This window comes from Pseudomonas grimontii (assembly GCF_007858185.1).
Taxonomy (GTDB): domain Bacteria; phylum Pseudomonadota; class Gammaproteobacteria; order Pseudomonadales; family Pseudomonadaceae; genus Aquipseudomonas; species Aquipseudomonas grimontii.
This window is the reverse complement of record NZ_VFES01000002.1, coordinates 147,104-167,659: the sequence shown is the minus strand read 5'-3', so window position 1 is coordinate 167,659 and position 20,556 is coordinate 147,104. Positions and strand designations below refer to the sequence as shown.

Annotated in this window: 16 protein-coding genes; 7 read left to right on the top strand and 9 right to left on the bottom strand. The window is 60.9% G+C overall.

What is annotated here, in order from left to right; genetic code table 11:
- Positions 1 to 83: 83 nt before the first annotated feature.
- The 3 genes from FIV39_RS05000 to FIV39_RS04990 all read right to left on the bottom strand — a co-directional run bounded on the left by FIV39_RS05000 (position 84) and on the right by FIV39_RS04990 (position 7,574).
- Complete coding sequence (locus FIV39_RS05000) at positions 84 to 1,436, bottom strand: DUF3999 domain-containing protein (protein WP_090409812.1); 1,353 nt, start codon at positions 1,434 to 1,436, stop codon at positions 84 to 86.
- Positions 1,436 to 4,951, bottom strand: a complete 3,516-nt coding sequence (locus FIV39_RS04995; protein ID WP_090401019.1) for a DUF2339 domain-containing protein — start codon at positions 4,949 to 4,951, stop codon at positions 1,436 to 1,438. The genes FIV39_RS05000 and FIV39_RS04995 overlap by 1 nt, the downstream gene beginning before the upstream one ends.
- Positions 4,952 to 5,123: 172 nt before the next feature.
- A complete protein-coding gene (locus FIV39_RS04990; protein ID WP_090401020.1) occupies positions 5,124 to 7,574 on the bottom strand; it encodes a glycogen/starch/alpha-glucan phosphorylase in 2,451 nt (816 codons plus the stop codon).
- 238 nt (positions 7,575 to 7,812) lie between these two features.
- On the opposite strand from FIV39_RS04990, the gene FIV39_RS04985 reads away from it, so the two are divergent.
- Positions 7,813 to 8,247, top strand: a complete 435-nt coding sequence (locus FIV39_RS04985) for a YkgJ family cysteine cluster protein (RefSeq protein WP_024072902.1) — start codon at positions 7,813 to 7,815, stop codon at positions 8,245 to 8,247.
- 186 nt (positions 8,248 to 8,433) lie between these two features.
- On the opposite strand, the gene typA is transcribed toward FIV39_RS04985, so the two are convergent.
- Both typA and thiI read right to left on the bottom strand, forming a co-directional pair.
- A complete protein-coding gene (gene typA, locus FIV39_RS04980) occupies positions 8,434 to 10,254 on the bottom strand; it encodes a translational GTPase TypA (RefSeq protein ID WP_090401021.1) in 1,821 nt (606 codons plus the stop codon).
- Between the two features lie 139 nt (positions 10,255 to 10,393).
- Positions 10,394 to 11,848, bottom strand: a complete 1,455-nt coding sequence (gene thiI / locus FIV39_RS04975) for a tRNA uracil 4-sulfurtransferase ThiI (protein WP_090401022.1) — start codon at positions 11,846 to 11,848, stop codon at positions 10,394 to 10,396.
- Positions 11,849 to 12,182: 334 nt separating this feature from the next.
- Here thiI and glnA point away from each other — a divergent pair, with 334 nt between their 5' ends.
- From glnA to ntrC, 5 genes are all read left to right on the top strand, one after another.
- Entirely contained in the window at positions 12,183 to 13,589 is a 1,407-nt protein-coding gene (glnA, locus tag FIV39_RS04965; protein WP_090401023.1) for a glutamate--ammonia ligase, read from the top strand.
- A gap of 115 nt (positions 13,590 to 13,704) precedes the next feature.
- A complete protein-coding gene (locus FIV39_RS04960; RefSeq protein ID WP_090401024.1) occupies positions 13,705 to 14,244 on the top strand; it encodes a chorismate mutase in 540 nt (179 codons plus the stop codon).
- A 99-nt stretch (positions 14,245 to 14,343) separates the two neighbouring features.
- Complete coding sequence (locus tag FIV39_RS04955) at positions 14,344 to 14,769, top strand: cupin domain-containing protein (protein WP_090401025.1); 426 nt, start codon at positions 14,344 to 14,346, stop codon at positions 14,767 to 14,769.
- Positions 14,770 to 15,065: 296 nt separating this feature from the next.
- Positions 15,066 to 16,151, top strand: coding sequence for a nitrogen regulation protein NR(II) (glnL, locus tag FIV39_RS04950; RefSeq protein WP_024072896.1), 1,086 nt, complete (start codon positions 15,066 to 15,068; stop codon positions 16,149 to 16,151).
- The gene (ntrC, locus tag FIV39_RS04945) at positions 16,148 to 17,584 is read left to right on the top strand and encodes a nitrogen regulation protein NR(I) (RefSeq protein WP_027605069.1); all 1,437 of its coding nucleotides are present in this window, start codon (positions 16,148 to 16,150) and stop codon (positions 17,582 to 17,584) included. The genes glnL and ntrC overlap by 4 nt, the downstream gene beginning before the upstream one ends.
- A gap of 616 nt (positions 17,585 to 18,200) precedes the next feature.
- Here ntrC and FIV39_RS04935 read toward each other — a convergent pair.
- Positions 18,201 to 18,641, bottom strand: a complete 441-nt coding sequence (locus FIV39_RS04935) for a hypothetical protein (protein ID WP_090401026.1) — start codon at positions 18,639 to 18,641, stop codon at positions 18,201 to 18,203.
- Between FIV39_RS04935 and FIV39_RS04930 the strand changes: the two genes are divergently transcribed.
- A complete protein-coding gene (locus FIV39_RS04930) occupies positions 18,640 to 19,095 on the top strand; it encodes a tRNA (cytidine(34)-2'-O)-methyltransferase (protein ID WP_046070509.1) in 456 nt (151 codons plus the stop codon). The genes FIV39_RS04935 and FIV39_RS04930 overlap by 2 nt on opposite strands.
- Before the next feature lie 126 nt (positions 19,096 to 19,221).
- On the opposite strand, the gene secB is transcribed toward FIV39_RS04930, so the two are convergent.
- The 3 genes from secB to FIV39_RS04915 are packed head-to-tail and all read right to left on the bottom strand — an operon-like array spanning position 19,222 to position 20,412.
- The gene (secB, locus tag FIV39_RS04925) at positions 19,222 to 19,701 is read right to left on the bottom strand and encodes a protein-export chaperone SecB (protein WP_090401027.1); all 480 of its coding nucleotides are present in this window, start codon (positions 19,699 to 19,701) and stop codon (positions 19,222 to 19,224) included.
- A gap of 41 nt (positions 19,702 to 19,742) precedes the next feature.
- Complete coding sequence (gene grxC, locus FIV39_RS04920) at positions 19,743 to 19,997, bottom strand: glutaredoxin 3 (RefSeq protein WP_033896917.1); 255 nt, start codon at positions 19,995 to 19,997, stop codon at positions 19,743 to 19,745.
- Position 19,998: 1 nt separating this feature from the next.
- Entirely contained in the window at positions 19,999 to 20,412 is a 414-nt protein-coding gene (locus FIV39_RS04915) for a rhodanese-like domain-containing protein (RefSeq protein WP_090401028.1), read from the bottom strand.
- Positions 20,413 to 20,556 lie beyond the last annotated feature (144 nt).

Sequence of the window (20,556 nt, the reverse complement as noted above, 5' to 3'; positions counted from 1 at the left end):
AAAAACCCGCGCAGTTTAACGCGAGTCGGGGTGTATTTCCTCCTATCAGAGGATTTAAACCCAATAGAGTTCATGGACTTTATTTAACGTGCCGCCGGTGGCTTGCGCAGCAAACTGTAGGCCATGCCTCCCAGCGCCGCCACACCGAGCATTAACACGGCCCAGAGCCCCAACTTTTTCCAGTTCGGCCCACTGTCGACAGCCACCGAGACCACCGGCGAAGTGACCGTGACAGCCCCGGCCACCTTGGCCTGCCCCAACGTGTTGAGGCGCTCGGCGCTGTAATCGGGGATCAGCGTCGACAGCGGCAGGTTCGCCGCCTTCACCGAGGCATTCCCCAGCGCCAACGTGAACGGTGGCTCGCCCCGCGCCAGGAACACCAACTGCGTGGCGCGCACCGCAAAGTGCAGGGCCGGCGCTTCGACCCCCAGGCCGCCGCCGCGCTCGTCGACCTGCAACTTGAGTTCGGCGACCGTCTGGCCGGGCAGCTGCAATTCGTCCTGCACCACATCCTGGCCATTCTGGGTCAGGCGATACAGTAGACCATTACTCAACGGCTGCCAGGCTTGATTGCCATCGCGTCGCCCCGCCAGGGTCACCGGCGCCAGCGTATTGGGCTGCTTCAACTCGATACGCAAGCGCTCGACACCCAGCCCTGTGGGCAACTTCCAACTGTACTCACCGGCCTTGAGGCGCGTGCCCGAAAGCGGCGGCGACCATACCAGCGGCATCGGCAGGCTGCTGCTGGTTGCACTGGCCAGCTTGGCCGAGGTCAGCAACGGCGCCGCTTGCCCCTTCCACACCAGGCGCAGGTAACGCGCGGATTGGCCCGGCAAACTGACGTCGTGCTGCTCGACGCGCTCGTCGGCAAACGACAATCGCGCGACTTGCCCATCCCCCCAGGATTGCCAGTGCTGCAAGTCATCACTGGCTTCAATGCTGAAACGCTGGAAGCCCTCTTGCTCGCGGCTCCAGTCCAGGCTCAGTTGCTGCAACGGCGCCTTGATCTTACTGGCGTCGAGCACCCAGCCGCGCAGCACCTGCTTGCCGGGCTTCGGCGCGGTGGACGGGTTGATTTCCACCAGAGTGCCTTCGGCCGTGGTTTTCATCACCACACCGGGCAAGGTTGTCTGGGTGTCGGCCGCGTACAGCGGGAACCACTTCACGTCGCTGACATCACGACTTTCGGTGCGTTGCGACGCTTGACGCGACAGCGCGTAGGCCTGGGGTTCGCCGGCGGCGTTAAACACGCGCACATCGCTGAGGTCAGCCTGGCGGGCATTCAGTTGCACGGCCAAGGGCAACTCAAGCCGGTACCACGGGCCGCTGCCGCTGACGCTCAGCGGCACCTGGCTGCTGAAGTCGGCCGGCGTTTCCTGCGCCCACCCCGACAACGTCGTACACATGCCCAGCACGACCACGCTCAACTTACCGATCAAGAGGATGCTCCTTCAGTTTCCAACACAGGTTCGGCACGCTTGGGCGGCAGCGGCGCAAAGTAGCCCACCACCAGCAACAACCCGCCCACGCCGATAAACGACACGATCCGCGCCAGGCCGCCACGGTTGCTCAGCTCGACAAAGAACAGCTTGGCCACCACCACCGCGATCAGCGCCGCGCCGATCAGCCACACTTCGCGGCGATGGCGCAGATGGCCGCCGATCATCAGGCCGAGGGCGATCAGGGTCCAGACAATCGACAGGCCGGCTTGCACCAACATCGATTCCAGCAACGCATCCAGATGGAACGGCACGCCGCCCCAGTGGTGTGCGGTGCGCATCACCAATGCGGTAAAGAACGCGAACAGCGAAATACCAGCAACGCCTTGGGCGATCAATTCAACTCGCGGCCCTCGCTGCGGCGCCACGCTGCGCGACCACAGGTACACACCCAGCAGCGCAAACAGCAAACCCAGGTCCAGCGGGTTGAGCAACGGCACATAGGGCAACGGCTTGGCCGTGCCGTCACTGAAGGTATTCGCCAGCCAGAACCAGCCCAGCATCAGTACCGCCAAGGGCAGTGCCGCCAACACTCGATATTCCCGTGGGTACGCCGACACCGGCCACGGCCAACTGCGCGGCGCGGCAGCCAGCACCAGGTACAGGCTTGGCAGGATCGCCCAGCCCAGCCAGCGCCACGCGTTGTATTCGCTCGACAGCAACAACAGGCCGTAGCGCAGTTCCAGCGCCAATACACCGATCAACATCCAGCCACCCAACACGTGAGCAACGCTCAGGACGGTGGCCGGCACCAGCGCCGCCAAACGCCGCAGCGCGATGAAATGCACGCCAAATACCGCCAACCAGGCCAGCCAGCCGTACTGCGCCGCCGGGTGGTAATAGTGATGCGCGGACACCAGCAGCACCAGGCCCGCCGCCGGCATCAACACGGTGCACAACACGCCCAGCGATGCCCAGCGCAGCCGCGTCGCGAGCAGCGCCCAGAGCGCCACGCTGACCGCCGCGATGCCCAGCAGGAACGAGCCCTGGAGCTCGTCGGGAATAAACCGCAGCACTTCAGCGATCAGCGCCAACGCCCACCACGCCGCGCCCCACACCAGCAGCAGGTCAGACAGGCGTTGCAGCTTGAGGACGGCAAACACCGGCGCATGGGGCTCACGTTGCAAGCGCCAGGCGCCGATCAAGGCGGCTAGGCCCAGCACCATCGGCGTCCAGAAACCGCTGTGTCCCAGCGGACGCAAACCTTCGCTGCTCAGCGGCCCGAGCAGCTCCGGCACCGCCAGCAGAAACGACGCGCCGCCGATCACTTGCAGCAGTAACCCAAATACAAAACTGACGCGCTGTTGCAGGTACAGGCTCAACCAGATGATCAACAACCCACTGGCCGCCCACACACCACTGGCGCTTTCCCAGGGCAGTACAAACAACACGGCGAGGTTGATCAGCACCAACCCGGCCAGCAGCACCACGGACAGCCCGCGCAACAGCCGCACATCGCTGCGCACCATGTCGTCGCGCGCCGCCAGCAGCATGCCGCAGATCAACGCCAGGCCGATCAACGACGCGGTGAGCAGGCCGTTCCAGCCGGTGTTGAATACCGCTGCCGAGTCGCCGCCCTGCAAGCGCAGCAGGAACAACGCACCGCCCAGCAGTTGCACGGCAAACGCCGTGAACAGGAAGGTGCGCGAGCCAATCCGCAAACCGATAAACAGTGTTGCCAGACCGGCGAGCGCCCAACTGATGGCAGTGCCTTGAGTCAGCAACAGCAGCGGCGCGAGCAGGTACACAAAGGTCAGGCCGAGGCTGGCCAGAACCGGCAGGCCCTTGCGCTCCCAGTCTGCCGCTTGTTCCATCGCGGCCTTGCGCAGTTGGTCAAAGCTGAACAGCAACGCCGCGCCCAGCAACAGCGCCCCCAAAGGCGCCCCCTCCAGCAGCGTGTGTTCGCCGATGCGCAGCTCACTGAGAAACGCCAGCGCCGAGCCCAATTGCAGCAACAGGCCAAATGCCCGCGCCAACGGCCGCTGCTGGCGCAAGCCGAGCCAGAAGATCCCGGCGCCCTCCACGGCCCAGGCGGCTGCGGTCCAGCGCGCGTCGAGGCCCAGGGGAATCGCCAGGCTGGCAAAGATCACCCCCAGGGCCAGGCAGGTTTCCGCCAGCAGCAACGCGCGCCCGCCACTGAGCACGCGGGCCAGGCCCATGTAGAGGATGCCCAGGCCCAGCGCGCTGAACGCAGCGGCGAACTCAAGGTGCTGCACCAGCGCGAACTGCAAGCCAAACCCCACCAGCGGCGGGCCGAACAGCATGCTGCCGTCGACGTAATCGCCCTTGGCCGCCGACCAGCGCAACAACGCATCACGGCCTTCGGGCGCGTCGCCCATCTCCCGCAATTTGCGCCGGGCGAACAACAGGCCGATGGCCAGGTACATCAGGAAAAACAGGATCAGGAACGGCTCGGTACTCCACAGCAGTTCCGGCGTGTAGGAACGCATGCCCCAGGCAAAGCCGATGCCGAAGGTGCCGACAAAGCCAATCAGGTTGAGCAAACGCCAGGCCTTGAACCAGGCGATGGCGAGGATACCGGCGTTGAGCAGGGCAAAATAACTGAACAGCGCCACGTGGTTGCCGGCGCCGGTCGACGTAAGGATCGGCGCCGCGAAGCCGCCGAGCGCTGCCGCACAGGCCAGCCCCAACGCATCCTGGGTAATCGCCAGGATCGCCGAGAACACCGTGACCGCCACCAGCAGGCCCAGCGCCGCGCTCGGGTCGATCAACGGGTGCAGGCGCATCGCGGCAAACACCGTCAGGTACAGCACCGCGATCCCGGTGCCTTGCAGCATCAAGCCGTAGTTGCTGTTGCGCAGTCTCAGCCACCAGCCCAGGCCCAGCAGACCAAGGGCCGCCGCAGCAACGCCGGCATAACGCAGTTCGATCGGCACCACCATGCCTTCGGTGGCGTAGCGCAGCAGAAAGGCCAGGCCGAGGAACAACAGCACGACGCCGACACGCAGCACGGTGTTGCCACCAAACAGCCAATTGCGTGCGCCGTGGAGGGCGCGTTCGATCAGGTTGGGGCCACGGGGAGCGGTTGGTTCTTGAGGCGGGCGCGGCGTCGGGGCAGGCGCCCAGACGTCATCCGGCAAGGGTTGGCTCGGTTCGGCGACCATGGCGACAGGTGCCAATTCAGCCGGTAGCTCCCACACCAGTTCGGGCGCCTTGGCGACAGGTACCGGCTCAGGGACAGGCGTCTCGACGCTGACATGGCTCGCCGGCGTGGGCACTTCCAGTTGCCGCAAGCGCTCACCCAGGGCGATCAGCGCCTTCTGCGTGGTTTCCAACTGAGCAGCCTGCTGCTGCGCCTGGGTCGCCAGCTTCGACAGGCGAATCGCCTGGCCAATGCCTAACCCCAACAGCGCACCGATGCCCGCATCGTAGAACGACTCATCGAGCGTCCAGCCGAGCACCAGGCCAATCAGCATGAAAATCCATTGCATGGTCGATATTCCCTAAGCAAACCGGCGCTCAGTATATCGACGCGGACCTAATGTGGGAGGGGCGGTGCGACGATTCGACTTGCTCCCGATAGCGGTGTACCAGTCGACATATCTGCAAACTGACACTCTGCTATCGGGAGCAAGCCCCCTCCCACATTTGCTATCGCAGTGTTTAGTCCAAGGCTTTCCATATCTCGGTTGCGTACTCGCGGATCGTCCGGTCCGAGGAGAACCAGCCCATCCGTGCGGTATTGAGCACCGCCGAACGCCACCACGCCTTGGAATCATGCCAATGCGCTTCAACCCGCGCCTGGGCGTCCCAATAGGAATCGAAGTCGGCGCAGACCAGGAAGCGGTCGTAGTCGATCAACCCGTCGATCAAGCCCACATAGCGGCCCGGATCATCCGGCGAGAACACTCCACCCCGAATCGCTTGCAGCACATCGTTCAGACGGTGGGACGCAGCAATGTCGGGCCCGGCGTTGAATTCACCGGCCTGTTTACGTGCCTCGACCTGCTGCGCGCTGAGGCCGAAGATAAACATGTGATCGGCCCCCACACGCTCGTGCATCTCCACGTTGGCGCCGTCCATGGTGCCGATGGTCAGCGCGCCGTTGAGGCCGAACTTCATGTTACTGGTGCCCGACGCTTCAAAGCCGGCGGTGGAGATCTGCTCCGACAAGTCCGCCGCCGGGATGATGCTTTCCGCCAGGCTGACGTTGTAGTTGGGCAGGAACACCACCTTGAGCAAGCCACGTACGGTCGGATCGTTGTTGACGGTGCGCGCAATGTCGTTGGTCAGCTTGATGATCAACTTGGCCTGGTGATAACTGGCCGCCGCCTTGCCCGCGAAGATCTTCACCCGTGGCACCCAGTCGGTGCCCGGCTCGGCACGGATCGCCTGGTACAGCGCCACGGTGTGCAGCAGGTTGAGCAACTGGCGCTTGTATTCGTGGATACGCTTGACCTGCACGTCGAACATCGCCGCCGGGTTCACCGAAATGCCCAGGCGCTCGTGGATGATCTCGGCCAGTGCACGCTTACTGTGCAGGCGCTGGTCGGCGAAGGCTTTGCGGAAGGCCTGTTTCTCGGCGAAGGTTTCCAACTCGCCCAAGCGGGTTTCCATGTTGTCGAGAATGTCCGGGCCCAAGGCTTCCACCAGCATATCGGTGAGCTTGGGGTTGGCCTGGTACAGCCAGCGGCGGAAGGTAATGCCGTTGGTTTTGTTGTTGATGCGCTCCGGGTAGAGCTTGTGCAGTTCGGAGAACACGGTGCTGCGCATCAGTTGGGTGTGCAGCCCGGACACGCCGTTGACGCTGTGGGAGCCAAGGAACGCCAGGTTCCCCATGCGCACACGGCGGCCGTTGTCTTCTTCGATCAGGGACACGGCACGCAGCACGTCGAAGTCATGGATACCCTTGGCTCGCAGCGCATCGATGTGCTGGGCGTTGATCAGGTAGATGATCTGCATGTGCCGGGGCAGCATGCGTTCCATCAGGCCGACCGGCCAGGTTTCCAGGGCCTCGGGCAACAGGGTGTGGTTGGTGTACGACAGGGTTTCGACGGTGACATCCCACGCGGCCTCCCACGGAATGTCGTGCAGGTCGACCAACTGGCGCATCAACTCGGCCACGGCGATCGACGGGTGGGTGTCGTTGAGCTGGATCGCCGCGTGTTCGCCCAGGCTCAGGACCGAGCCGTGCATGTTCTTGTGGCGACGCAACAGGTCTTGCAGGGAGGCGGCGACGAAGAAGTATTCCTGGCGCAGGCGCAGCTCCTGCCCCGCTTCGGTGCTGTCCGCCGGGTAAAGCACTCGAGAGATGCTCTCGGCGCGGGCCACTTCGGCGACGGCGCCCAGGTGGTCACCGGCGTTGAAGCGCTCCAGGTGCAGGTCTTCCACCGCACGGGCACGCCACAGGCGCAAGGTATTCACGCTGGCGCCGCGCCAACCGACCACTGGGGTGTCGTAGGCAACCGCGCGCACGGTTTCGTTGGGCGTCCACACCTGGATCTGCTTGCCGGAGGCATCCGGCAGGGTCTCGACGCTGCCGCCAAAGCCAATCGGGTAAATCACCTCGGCCCGTTCGAATTCCCACGGGTTGCCGAAATCCAGCCAGCGTTCGGTCTGCTCCTGCTGCCAGCCATCGACAATCGCCTGGCGGAACAAGCCGTGTTCATAACGAATGCCATAGCCGTGGCCGGCGATGCCCAAGGTCGACATGCTTTCCATAAAGCACGCCGCCAGACGGCCCAAGCCGCCGTTGCCGAGCGCCGCATCGGGCTCCAGCAGGCGAATGCGCTCGAGGTCCACGCCGAGCTCAGACAGCGCTTCGCGAGCGATCTCCAGCACCCCAAGGTTGCTCAGGCTGTCGTAGAGCAGGCGGCCGATAAGGAATTCCAGGGAGAGGTAATAAACCCGCTTCTGGCCTTTGCGGTAGATACGCCGCGTATGGTCCATCCAGTGGTCGACCATCTGGTCGCGGGCGGCCAGGGCAATGGCTTCGAACCAGTCATGGTCGAAGGCATGGTCCGGGTCTTTGCCCACCGCGTAGGTGAGTTTGGTCAAGACAGCATCGCGGAATGCGGCTACCTCTGCTTCTCGTGCAAGCGGTTCCTGAGACATCGGTGCGACCTCGGGCGAGATTGAAGGAGTTGCTAGAGCCTAGTCGGTCTGACAGACGGTAGACGCTCTGGTTCGGCAGTTTTTTAACTCATTCACCTTTACAGGCATTTGATGCAGGGGTCGTGCCCGATCGGCCCATGTGCACGCCTTTGAGCTGAAATCCGCAAAATATTGTTCAAAAAACCACCAATCCCGGTATGATCGCGCGCCCGGATACAGCCCCACCTTTGGAACCCTGATGAAGCCTCAACTGATCGCCGCCGCGGAACTCGACCGTCTCGAGACTTGGCAGAAATACTCCGCCCACATGTGCGGCGGCTGCGTGTCCAGCTGCTGCACGCTGCCGGTTGAGGTGAAGATCAAGGACCTGATCCGCATTGGCATCGTCGATGAGTTCGAGCGCGGCGACCCGCCGAAGAACATCGCCAAGCGGTTGCAGAAGGAAGGCATCGTCGAGCGCTACAACAACAAATCCGAGATTTTTACCCTGCAGCGCATGAGCAACAACGATTGCCTGTACCTGGATCGTAAGACGCGCTTCTGCACTATTTATGACAAGCGCCCGGATACCTGCCGCAACCACCCGAAAATCGGGCCGCGCCCGGGGTATTGCGCGTACAAGCCGAAAGAAGTGGTGCGCGAGACCAAGTTTAAGACGCTCGACAAGTTCTGATCCGGGTTTTGTGGGGCTCTCAAGGGCCCCATCGGGGGCAAGCCCCCTCCCACATTGGAATGCATTTCAAATATGGGAGGGGGCTTGCCCCCGATGAGGCCGGTAAAGCCACCACCAAACCTGCAGACATAAAAAAACGCCCCCGGCCTTTCGACCGGGGGCGTTTTTCATTCAGCCTGAGTTAACTCAGTTCTTGGATTTCTTGGCAGCGCGGGTACGCTCGCCTTCGTCCAGGATCTTCTTACGCAGGCGGATCGACTTAGGCGTCACTTCGCACAGCTCGTCGTCCTGGATGAATTCCAGGGCCTGTTCCAGGGTGAAGCGAACAGGTGGAACCAGAGCGATGGTTTCGTCTTTACCCGAAGCACGCATGTTGTCGAGCTTCTTGCCTTTGGTTGGGTTGACGCCCATGTCGTTGTCACGGCTGTTCAGGCCAACGATCTGACCGTTGTAGATCTCTTGACCGTGTTCAACGAACAGCTTGCCACGCGCCTGGAGGGTTTCCAGGGAGTAGGTCAGTGCCTTGCCGGTTTCTACCGATACCAGAACACCGTTCTGACGACCGGACATGTCGCCGGACTTCATGGTGTCGTAGCGATCGAAGATCGAGGTCAGGATGCCAGCGCCGTTGGTCAGGGTCAGGAACTGGTTACGGAAACCGATCAAACCACGAGCAGGGATGTTGTATTCCAGACGCACACGGCCTTTGCCATCCGGCACCATGTTGGTCAGGTCGCCCTTACGCAGGCCCATCTCTTCCATGACCTTGCCCTGGGATTCTTCAGGGGTGTCGATGGTGACGTTTTCGAACGGTTCCTGCTTCACGCCGTCAACAGTACGGATGATCACTTCAGGACGACCAACGCCCATTTCGAAGCCTTCGCGACGCATGGTTTCGATCAGTACCGAGAGGTGCAGCTCACCACGGCCGGAAACCTTGAACTTGTCAGCCGAGTCGCCTTCTTCAACGCGCAGTGCAACGTTGTACAGCAGCTCTTTGTCCAGACGTTCCTTGATGTTACGGGAAGTCACGAACTTGCCTTCTTTACCGCAGAAAGGCGAGTCGTTTACCTGGAAGGTCATGGAAACGGTTGGCTCGTCAACGGTCAGAGGCTTCATCGCCTCGACAGTGTCCGGCTGGCACAGGGTGTCGGAGATGAACAGCGAGTCCATACCGCTGACGCACACGATGTCGCCGGCGAAGGCTTCTTCAACGTCGATACGGTGCAGGCCGTGGTGACCCATCAGCTTCAGGATACGACCGTTACGCTTCTTGCCGTCGGCGCCGATAGCGACAACCGGGGTGTTCGGCTTGACGCTACCACGGGCGATACGGCCAACGCCGATAACACCCAGGAAGCTGTTGTAGTCCAGTGCCGAGATTTGCATCTGGAACGGACCGTCACGGTCAACCTTCGGTGGTGGAACGTGGTCAACGATCGCCTGGTACAGCGGGGTCATGTCTTCCGCCATGGCGGTGTGTTCCAGACCGGCAATACCGTTCAGGGCCGAGGCGTAGATCACTTGGAAATCAAGTTGCTCTTCGGTGGCGCCCAGGTTGTCGAACAGGTCGAAGATCTGGTCCAGAACCCAGTCCGGACGTGCGCCTGGACGGTCAACCTTGTTGATGCACACGATCGGACGCAGGCCGGCTTCGAAAGCCTTCTTGGTCACGAAACGGGTTTGCGGCATAGGGCCGTCTTGAGCGTCAACCAGCAGCAGAACGGAGTCAACCATCGACATTACGCGTTCTACTTCGCCGCCGAAGTCGGCGTGGCCCGGGGTGTCCACGATGTTGATGTGGTAGCCGTTCCAGTTGATAGCGGTGTTTTTTGCCAGGATGGTAATACCGCGCTCTTTTTCCTGGTCGTTGGAGTCCATCACGCGCTCGTCGTTGAGCTCGTTGCGCTCCAGGGTGCCGGATTGACGCAGGAGTTTGTCTACCAGGGTGGTTTTACCATGGTCAACGTGAGCAATGATGGCGATGTTACGTAGATTTTCGATCACTTGTGTATCTCGATCAGAGGATTCGGTGTGCTGACAGGTCGTGGCAGCGATTAACAGTAGAGTCAGGCCTTGCCGTTACAGCTTGACGGCAGAGTCGGGGGGCCGGTGACGCAGGCCACAGGCAAACAGCCCCGGGCTCTTAGCTCGGTCGATAAACGCGCACATTGGCATGCCCCTCACTGAGCAAATGGTGGGCATGCAGGCGACTCATCACGCCTTTGTCGCAATACAGCAGGTACTGACGGCTGTTATCCAGTTCCTTGAAACGCGCGTTCAATGCATAGAACGGCAGCGTTTGTACGTCGATGCCGGCGACTTCCAGCGGCTCATCTTCAGCGGCATCCGGGTGACGGATGTCGATGACGATTTGTCCGGCCAGGGCTTCGCCAACTTCTTCGATCTGCACATCCTGGCCCAACTCGTCGATAACACGATCGATCGGGACCAGCTTGGCGTTCTGGAGCGCACGCTCCAGAACCGCCATGTCAAACTGTTGTTCTTCGTACTCCACGCGGTTGCGCTTGGCGTGGGTCTTGGGGTTCACCGAAATGACCCCGCAGTATTCGGGCATGTGCCTGGCAAAGTCGGCGGTGCCGATTTCTTCTGCCAAGTCGATGATGTCCTGCTTGTGGCTGGCGATCAGCGGGCGCAGTACCAGCTTTTCAGTCACGCAGTCGATCAGCGACAGGTTCGGCAGCGTCTGGCTGGAAACCTGGGAAATCGCTTCGCCGGTCACCAGCGCGTCGATCTGCAACTGATCGGCGATTTGGGACGCAGCGCGCAACATCATACGCTTCAATACTACGCCCATATGACTGTTATCGACTTTACCGAGAATTTCGCCCAGCACTTCCTCGAACGGTACGCTCACAAATAACACGCGCTGGGAGCTGCCGTACTTCTTCCAGATAAAGTGCGCAACTTCCATCACGCCCAATTCGTGTGCACGCCCGCCCAGGTTAAAGAAGCAGAAGTGGCTCATCAGGCCGCGGCGCATGATCTGGTAGGCCGCCACCGTGGAATCGAAACCGCCGGACATGAGTACCAGGGTCTGTTCCAGGGCGCCCAGCGGATAGCCGCCGATGCTGTCGTGCTGGCTATGAATCACAAACAACCGTTGGTCGCGAATTTCCATGCGCACTTCAATTTGCGGCGCCTTGAGGGAAATTCCGGCGGCGCCGCACTCGCGACGCAGCTTGCTGCCAACGTATTTCTCGACGTCCATGGAGCTGAACGGGTGCTTGCCGGCACGCTTGCAGCGCACCGAAAAAATCTTGCCTTCAAGGCTGTCGCCGAAGTGCCGTTTGCATTTTTCGGTGATGTCGTCGAAGTCGCCCAGCGGGTACTCATCCACCTGCAGGAAATGCGCGATACCCGGCATGCAGCTCAGGCGCTCGGTCATGTCCTTCAAGGCTTTGGCGTCGGTCAGGCGGGTTTCCAGCTCGAGGTTGTCCCACACACCATTCACCACCACAGCCGGGTCCAGATCGCGGAGCACGGCACGGATGTTCTTGGCCAACTGACGGATGAAACGCATCCGTACCGGTCGGCTCTTGATGGTGATCTCGGGGAAGACTTTAACGATTAATTTCATGGAAACAGCGCGCGCAGGGCCTGCCGAAAAAGGGGGGCGCGGATTATAGCGGAAATCGCTCAAGGTTTAACCAGTTAATATGCACAACACTTGATGCGCACTAAAGAGGTGCATTTACAACTCATTGCGCCACATTGCAGTGCACTGATTTTGGGCTTTTGTCGCAATGTTCCTTTTATAGGGCGTTTTTGGAGCAAAAAACCCATGTTGGCGCACTGGCATGCAATTTGCTCTCTTGTGAGGCAGGTTGCCATGGCGGACTATCCGCGCCGGCATCACCCACATTCTAAGGGCTAACTCCACTACCCCAGCCCGAAGCCACCCGGAGGACACTATGTCGAAGTCGGTTCAACTCATCAAAGATCATGACGTTAAATGGATTGATCTGCGCTTCACGGACACCAAAGGCACTCAGCACCACGTGACCATGCCGGCTCGCGACGCGCTGGATGATGCTTTCTTCGAAGAAGGCAAAATGTTCGACGGTTCCTCCATCGCTGGCTGGAAAGGCATCGAAGCCTCCGACATGATCCTGATGCCGGACGACAGCACTGCCGTCCTCGACCCGTTCACCGAAGACCCAACCCTGATCATCGTCTGCGACGTGATCGAGCCTTCGACCATGCAAGGCTACGACCGCGACCCACGTGCGATCGCCAAGCGTGCCGAGGAATACCTGAAGTCGACCGGTATCGGTGACACCGTATTCGTAGGCCCGGAACCAGAATTCTTCATCTTCGATTCGGTCAAGTTCAAGTCCGACATCTCCGGCTCCATGTTCAAGATCTTCTCCGAACAAGGTTCGTGGATGTCCGACCAGGACGTGGAAGGCGGCAACAAAGGCCACCGTCCAGGCATCAAAGGCGGCTACTTCCCCGTTCCGCCGTTCGACCACGACCACGAAATCCGTACCTCCATGTGCAACGCCATGGAAGAAATGGGCCTGGTCATCGAAGTTCACCACCATGAAGTGGCGACTGCCGGCCAGAACGAAATCGGTGTGAAATTCAACACCCTGGTTGCCAAGGCTGACGAAGTCCAGACCCTGAAGTACTGCGTACACAACGTGGCTGATGCCTACGGCCGTACCGCTACCTTCATGCCTAAGCCGCTGTACGGCGATAACGGTTCGGGTATGCACGTTCACCTGTCCATCGCCAAAGATGGCAAGAACACCTTCGCTGGCGAAGGTTATGCCGGCCTGTCCGATACCGCCCTGTACTTCATCGGCGGCATCATCAAGCACGGTAAGGCCCTGAACGGCTTCACCAACCCGTCGACCAACTCCTACAAGCGTCTGGTCCCAGGCTTCGAAGCTCCGGTAATGCTGGCCTACTCGGCTCGCAACCGTTCCGCCTCGATCCGTATTCCTTACGTGTCCAGCCCACGCGCTCGCCGTATCGAAGCTCGCTTCCCGGACCCGGCAGCCAACCCATACCTGGCCTTCGCTGCACTGGTCATGGCCGGCCTGGACGGTATCCAGAACAAGATCCACCCTGGCGACGCCGCCGACAAAAACTTGTACGACCTGCCGCCTGAAGAGGCCAAAGAGATCCCACAAGTGTGCGGCAGCCTGAAAGAAGCCCTGGAAGAGCTGGACAAGGGCCGTGCGTTCCTGACCAAAGGCGGCGTATTCAGCGACGACTTCATCGATGCCTACATCGAGCTGAAAAGCGAAGAAGAAATCAAAGTACGCACCTTCGTACACCCACTGGAATACGAGCTGTACTACAGCTGCTGATCCGGTAGCGCTGCTTGACGCAGCGTGATTAAAAAGGCCTCCTTCGGGAGGTCTTTTTTTGCCCGAAGATCACGCATATACCGATGTACAACCCCCTCCCACAAGGAGATCTGCGTTGAAATATAGAATTGCATTCACCCTACTCTTCGTCAGCGCCTGCGCATCCGCCGCACCACCCTCTCTTGAACCGCTGCTCAATAGCATCGCCGAACGCCTGGCCATCGCCGATCAGGTAGCCCTGAGCAAATGGGACAGCAAAAAACCCGTAGAAGATAAGAAGCGCGAACAAGAGGTGATCGCCAGCGTTGTCGCCCAGGCGCCGAGCTACAAACTGGCCCCCGCCGCCGCCGAGCAATTTTTCTCGGCACAGATCGAGGCAAACAAGCTGGTGCAGTACACCCACCTGTCCGACTGGCAGTTCCAGGGCAAGGCACCCGACGATCCGCGCCCGGACCTGGTGAAGCAGATTCGCCCGCAGCTGGATCAATTGCAAAAACACCTGCTGCAACAACTGGCGGACTTCACCCCACAACGTACCGACCCGCAGTGCCCTCAATGGCTGGCCGAAGCAGTGCATGAGCCGCTGAACGACCCGCTGCGGCAACTGGCAATGATCCGCGCCACGGCCGAGCTGTGTATCCGCACAGGCGAATAACGGATGACACCCACAGCATTTTAGGCACCTTCCGGCATCCCTCCCCGAACAGCGATCGTAGCCTGACCGGCCACTCAGCGAACGGGATGAAACCAAACCATGGAAGCCCTCAAATGCTTGATCGCGACAGCGGCCTGCCTGTCTGTCCTAGGCTGCAGCAGCCAGCCGAAAGACGTCGTGCAAATCGACAAGGAAATCCTGCTGCAGAGCAGCGCATCATGGGACGGAACACCTTACAAGGCTTACCCCTCCGGCCCGCCGGAACTCACGCTGTTGCGACTCAAGATCCCCGCGAATACGCAGTTACCCTGGCACAGCCACCCCATGCCGAACGCAGCGTATATCCTCTCGGGCGAGCTGATCGTTGAAGCCCGTAAAGGCGGGCAAGTCATCACCCTGACACAAGGGCAAACCCTGGCCGAGATGGTAAGCACAGTCCATCGCGGCAGAACCGGAAGCACACCGGTGGAGCTGCTGGTCTTTTACGCCGGCAGCGCGGGCATGCCACTCTCCCAGCCACATTGATAAAGCCCCACCACTGAGATCGCTCTTGCACAGCCGCCGAGAGCGATCTCTCATCACTTCCTGAACAACCTTCACAAAACCGCACTATATTGGTGCGACCACCTGCACCCTTCCCACTGGATCACCCCATTTTGGTTCGAAACTTCCCGACCAAGCTGGCAGAACGCCACAGTTTCGCGCCTTAAACCCCTATTTCAGGGGATTAACGCTTCTTTTCGGAGCCTTGGTTTGGTTTTTGCATTTTCCTTGTATCAGCGCGTGCCTCAAGCCCGCGCCTTGCTCCAAAAGAGGTCCCGATGACCATCAGCGATGCACTGCACCGTTTGTTACTCGACAACCTGACTACCGCGACCATCCTGCTCAATGACGACCTGCGCCTTGAGTACATGAACCCGGCGGCGGAGATGCTCCTGGCCATCAGCGGCCAGCGCAGCCATGGGCAGTTCATCAGCGAATTGTTCACCGAGTCGGCCGAGGCCTTGAGTTCATTACGCCAGGCGGTGGAGCAGGCACATCCGTTCACCAAGCGTGAAGCGATGCTCACGGCACTGACCGGCCAGACGCTGACCGTCGACTACGCCGTAACCCCGATCCTGAGCAACGGCGCGACCCTGCTGCTGCTCGAAGTGCACCCCCGCGACCGCCTGTTGCGCATCACCAAGGAAGAAGCCCAGCTATCCAAGCAGGAGACCAGCAAGATGCTGGTGCGCGGCCTGGCCCATGAGATCAAGAACCCACTGGGCGGCATTCGCGGCGCGGCGCAGTTACTGGCCCGCGAGCTGCCGGACGAGCATCTCAAGGACTACACCAACGTCATCATCGAAGAGGCTGACCGCCTGCGTAACCTGGTGGACCGCATGCTCGGCTCCAACAAGCTGCCGTCGCTGGCGATGACCAACGTGCACGAAGTACTTGAGCGCGTCTGTCAGTTGGTAGAGGCCGAAAGCCAGGGCTGCATCACCTTGGTGCGCGACTACGACCCAAGCATTCCCGACGTATTGATCGACCGCGAGCAGATGATCCAGGCGGTACTCAATATCGTGCGCAACGCCATGCAGGCCATCAGCAGCCAGAACGAGTTGCGCCTGGGCCGCATCAGCCTGCGCACCCGTGCGCTGCGCCAGTTCACCATCGGCCACGTGCGCCATCGCCTGGTGACCAAGGTCGAGATCATCGACAACGGCCCAGGCATCCCTGCGGAACTTCAGGAAACCATCTTCTTTCCCATGGTCAGCGGCCGCCCGGACGGTACCGGGTTGGGCCTGGCCATTACCCAGAACATCATCAGCCAGCACCAGGGTTTGATCGAATGTGAAAGCCATCCCGGCCACACCACGTTCTCGATCTTTCTGCCTCTGGAACAAGGAGCCCCATCGACATGAGCCGTAGTGAAACTGTGTGGATCGTCGATGACGACCGTTCTATCCGCTGGGTCCTCGAGAAAGCCTTGCAACAGGAAGGCATGACCACCCAGAGCTTCGACAGCGCCGACGGGGTGATGAGCCGCCTGGCGCGTCAGCAGCCCGACGTGATCATCTCCGACATCCGCATGCCCGGCGCCAGTGGCCTGGACCTGCTGGCGCGGATTCGCGAGCAGCACCCGCGCCTGCCGGTGATTATCATGACTGCGCACTCCGACCTGGACAGCGCTGTCGCGTCCTATCAGGGCGGCGCCTTCGAGTACCTGCCCAAGCCATTTGACGTGGACGAGGCCGTGGCGCTGGTCAAGCGCGCCAACCAGCACGCCCAGGAACAGCAGAACCAGGAAGCCCCGCCGACCCTGACCCGCACCCCGGAAATCATCGGTGAAGCGCCGGCGATGCAGGAAGTGTTTCGCGCCATCGGGCGCTTGAGCCATTCCAACATCACCGTGCTGATCAACGGCGAGTCGGGTACCGGTAAAGAGCTGGTGGCGCACGCCCTGCATCGTCACAGCCCGCGGGCGGCCTCGCCGTTTATCGCACTGAACATGGCGGCGATTCCCAAGGATCTGATGGAGTCCGAGCTGTTCGGCCATGAGAAAGGCGCGTTCACCGGTGCGGCCAACCTGCGTCGCGGGCGCTTCGAACAAGCGGACGGCGGCACGCTGTTCCTCGATGAAATCGGCGACATGCCGGCCGACACCCAGACCCGCTTGCTGCGCGTACTGGCGGACGGCGAGTTTTACCGCGTGGGCGGGCACACACCGGTCAAGGTCGATGTGCGCATCATCGCCGCGACCCACCAGAACCTGGAAACCCTGGTGCACGCAGGCAAGTTCCGTGAGGACTTGTTCCACCGTCTCAACGTGATCCGCATCCATATCCCACGGATGTCGGACCGCCGCGAAGATATTCCGACCCTCGCCCGCCACTTCCTCAGCCGCGCCGCCCAGGAACTGGCCGTCGAGCCGAAGCTGCTGAAAAGCGAGACCGAGGAATACCTGAAAAACCTGCCGTGGCCCGGCAACGTGCGCCAGCTGGAGAACACCTGCCGCTGGATCACCGTAATGGCGTCCGGCCGCGAAGTGCACATCGGCGACCTGCCACCTGAACTGCTGAGCCTGCCGCAGGATTCGGCCCCCGTGACCAACTGGGAGCAGGCCTTGCGCCAATGGGCCGACCAGGCCCTGGCACGCGGCCAGTCGAACCTGTTGGACAGCGCCGTACCGGCCTTCGAGCGGATCATGATCGAAACGGCCCTCAAGCACACCGCTGGCCGCCGTCGCGATGCCGCCGTGTTGCTGGGTTGGGGTCGCAATACCCTGACGCGCAAGATCAAGGAGTTGGGAATGAAGGTGGATGGTGGTGATGACGATGAGGGCGACGACGCCTGATCGCTAATCTACCGAGGTCCAAATATGGGAGGGGGCTTGCTCCCGATAGCAGTAGGTCAGTCACAACATCTGTGCCTGATACACCGCCATCGGGGGCAAGCCCCCTCCCACATTTGGACCTTCAAAAAGCTTCAGGATCGTGCACCGCTTCAATGCACCATGAACCGGCATCGGGCATGGATCCAATGCCTGGAACCTCAGCTGCGCTGAAAAAAACCTGAAAGCTGAAAACACCAAAGCCCCGTATTCCGGGGCTTTGCGCTTTCTGAAGAAATTTTTTGGCACAACTTAGCCACTCTGGCACGCGCCCTGCAATAACCCCAGTACAACCCAGTTTCGGGGACCTTGGTACAGGCAGGCCGAGAATCCCCTCTTTACACCCGGGGTGCTTGATGCGAACCGCGTCGCGCTCCACACCGCTTTCGGGAACCTCGGTACAGGCAGGCCGAGGACTCCCTCTTTAACACCGAAGCCTCTGGCTTCACCCCGTTTTGGGAGCCCTGGTACAGGCAGGCCGGGAACTCCCTTCTTTACACCCGGGGCTTATGTGGCTCAGCGCCCATAGCTCCAGCCCGTTTTGGGGACCTTGGTACAGGCAGGCCGGGGATTCCCTCTTTTATTGCTCTTGGAGATGGATCTCCAGCCGCCAGCGGTCATCGACCTCCTCGCCCTTCCACTCCCCGCGCAACGGCCGAGCCGCCACCAGGTTCAGCAGCAAGCCCGCATCGGTCTTGCGCACGCGCCAGTTCACATCCTTGTCGTTGACCTTGAGTTGCCCACTGGCGGCCTTGCCTTGCGCGTCGAACAACAGCGCCACGGTGCCGTCGATGTGCTCGCCGTGCAGCTTGGGTTCGCTGTTGAACCACACCACCACACCGTCTACCGCCGTCTCTATCTGCTGCAACTCGACCGGGTCAGGGGTGGTCAGGCGGCCGATCATCAGGCCCACCATCAGGCCGACAATCGCCAATGAGCCCATGACCCTCGGCATTAGCTTCGGCCTTGGGTCTTCTTCAGGGGTAGAATGCAGCGCATCTTTGCCTTCGGAGCCGTGCATGTTTCACGTCATCCTTTTTCAACCAGAAATTCCGCCGAATACCGGCAACGTTATCAGGCTGTGCGCCAACAGTGGCTGCCACCTGCATTTGATCGAGCCCCTGGGCTTCGACATGGACGACAAACGCCTGCGCCGTGCCGGGCTCGACTACCACGAGTACGCCACCCTCCAGCGCCATGCCGACCTGGCCAGCTGCCTGGAAAGCCTGGGACACCCGCGGCTGTTCGCGTTCACCACCAAGGGGTCGCGACCGTTCCATGATGCCAGCTTTGCCGAAGGCGACGCCTTCCTGTTCGGCCCGGAAAGCCGGGGCCTGCCGGCTGACGTACTCGACGCCCTGCCTGACGGGCATCGCCTGCGCCTGCCGATGCGCGAAGGCTGCCGCAGCCTGAACCTGTCGAACACCGTCGCCGTAGCCGTCTACGAAGGCTGGCGCCAACTCGGTTTCAAGTAACACGCATAGCAAATGTGGGAGGGGGCTTGCCCCCGATGGCGGAGTGTCAGTCAACATCTATCTGACTGATCCACCGCTATCGGGAGCAAGCCCCCTCCCACATTGGGTTCTGCGTCGGGTTCGAGATTACTGAACCGTCGGAGTGCCTTCCTGTTGCATGCGCTGCAGCTCTTGAGCATACAGGGCATCGAAATTCACCGGAGCCAGCATCAGCGCAGGGAACGAACCACGGGTGACCAGGCTGTCCAGGGTTTCGCGGGCATACGGGAACAGGATGTTCGGGCAGAACGCACCCAGGGTGTGGCTCATGGACGCTTCGTCCAGGCCCTGGATCAGGAAGATACCGGCCTGTTGCACTTCAGCGATGAACGCCACTTCTTCGCCATTCTTAACGGTGACCGACAAGGTCAGCACAACTTCGTGGAAGTCGCCTTCCAGTGCCTTTTGACGGGTGTTCAGGTCCAGGGCAACGCTTGGGGTCCATTCCTGGCGGAAGATAGCCGGGCTTTTCGGCGCTTCAAACGACAGGTCACGCACATAGATACGCTGCAGCGAAAATTGTGGGCCTTGGGCTTCTGCTGCTTCGGTGTTCTGTTGGTCAGTCATCGCAGATCCTTCTTGATCTTGGGGTCTTTAGGGGTTGGGAGTCAGACAAGCAGCAGCGCATCGAGTTTACCGGCGCGCTCCAGGGCAAAAAGGTCGTCGCAACCACCGATGTGCCTGGCGCCGATCCAGATCTGCGGCACGGACGTGCGCCCCGCCTTCTGGGCCATTTCGGCACGAACCTGGGGCTTGCCATCGACCTTGATCTCTTCGAAGGCAACGCCCTTCTTCTCCAGCAAGGCCTTGGCCCGCATGCAGTAAGGGCACCAATCGCTGGAATACACGACGACCTGGCTCATATCACTTCACCAGCGGCAGGTTATCGGCGCGCCAGCTGCTGATGCCACCGGACAGCTTGGCGGCGATGAAGCCGGTCTTGAGCATTTCGCGGGCGTGGGTGCCGGCGTGCTGGCCTTGGGCGTCGACCAGGATGATGGTCTTGGCCTTGTGCTTTTCCAGCTCGGGCAGGCGCGCGATCAGCTTGTCCTGGGGGATGTTCAGGGCACCGACGATGTGGCCGGTGGCAAAATCCTTGGCCGGGCGAATATCCACCACAACGGCCTCGTCCTTGTTGACCAGCGCGGTCAGTTCCGCGGTGCTGAGGCTGCGGCCACCACGGCTCAATTCGTGAGCGATCAGCAGCGCCAGCAAGATGACGAAGGCACCCACGAGCAGATAGTGGGCAGTGGCAAATGCAATCAGGTGATCAACCATCAAGGAGGTTCCAGGGCGTTAAAATGGCGGTAAGTATACACAGCCGTCAGGGGGGGCCAACCCCCGTAAAGCGGTGACGTGGTCGGAACTTCGCTTTAAACTGCCACTCCCTTTTCAATTGCCTTCCTTTATTACCGCCGCGAG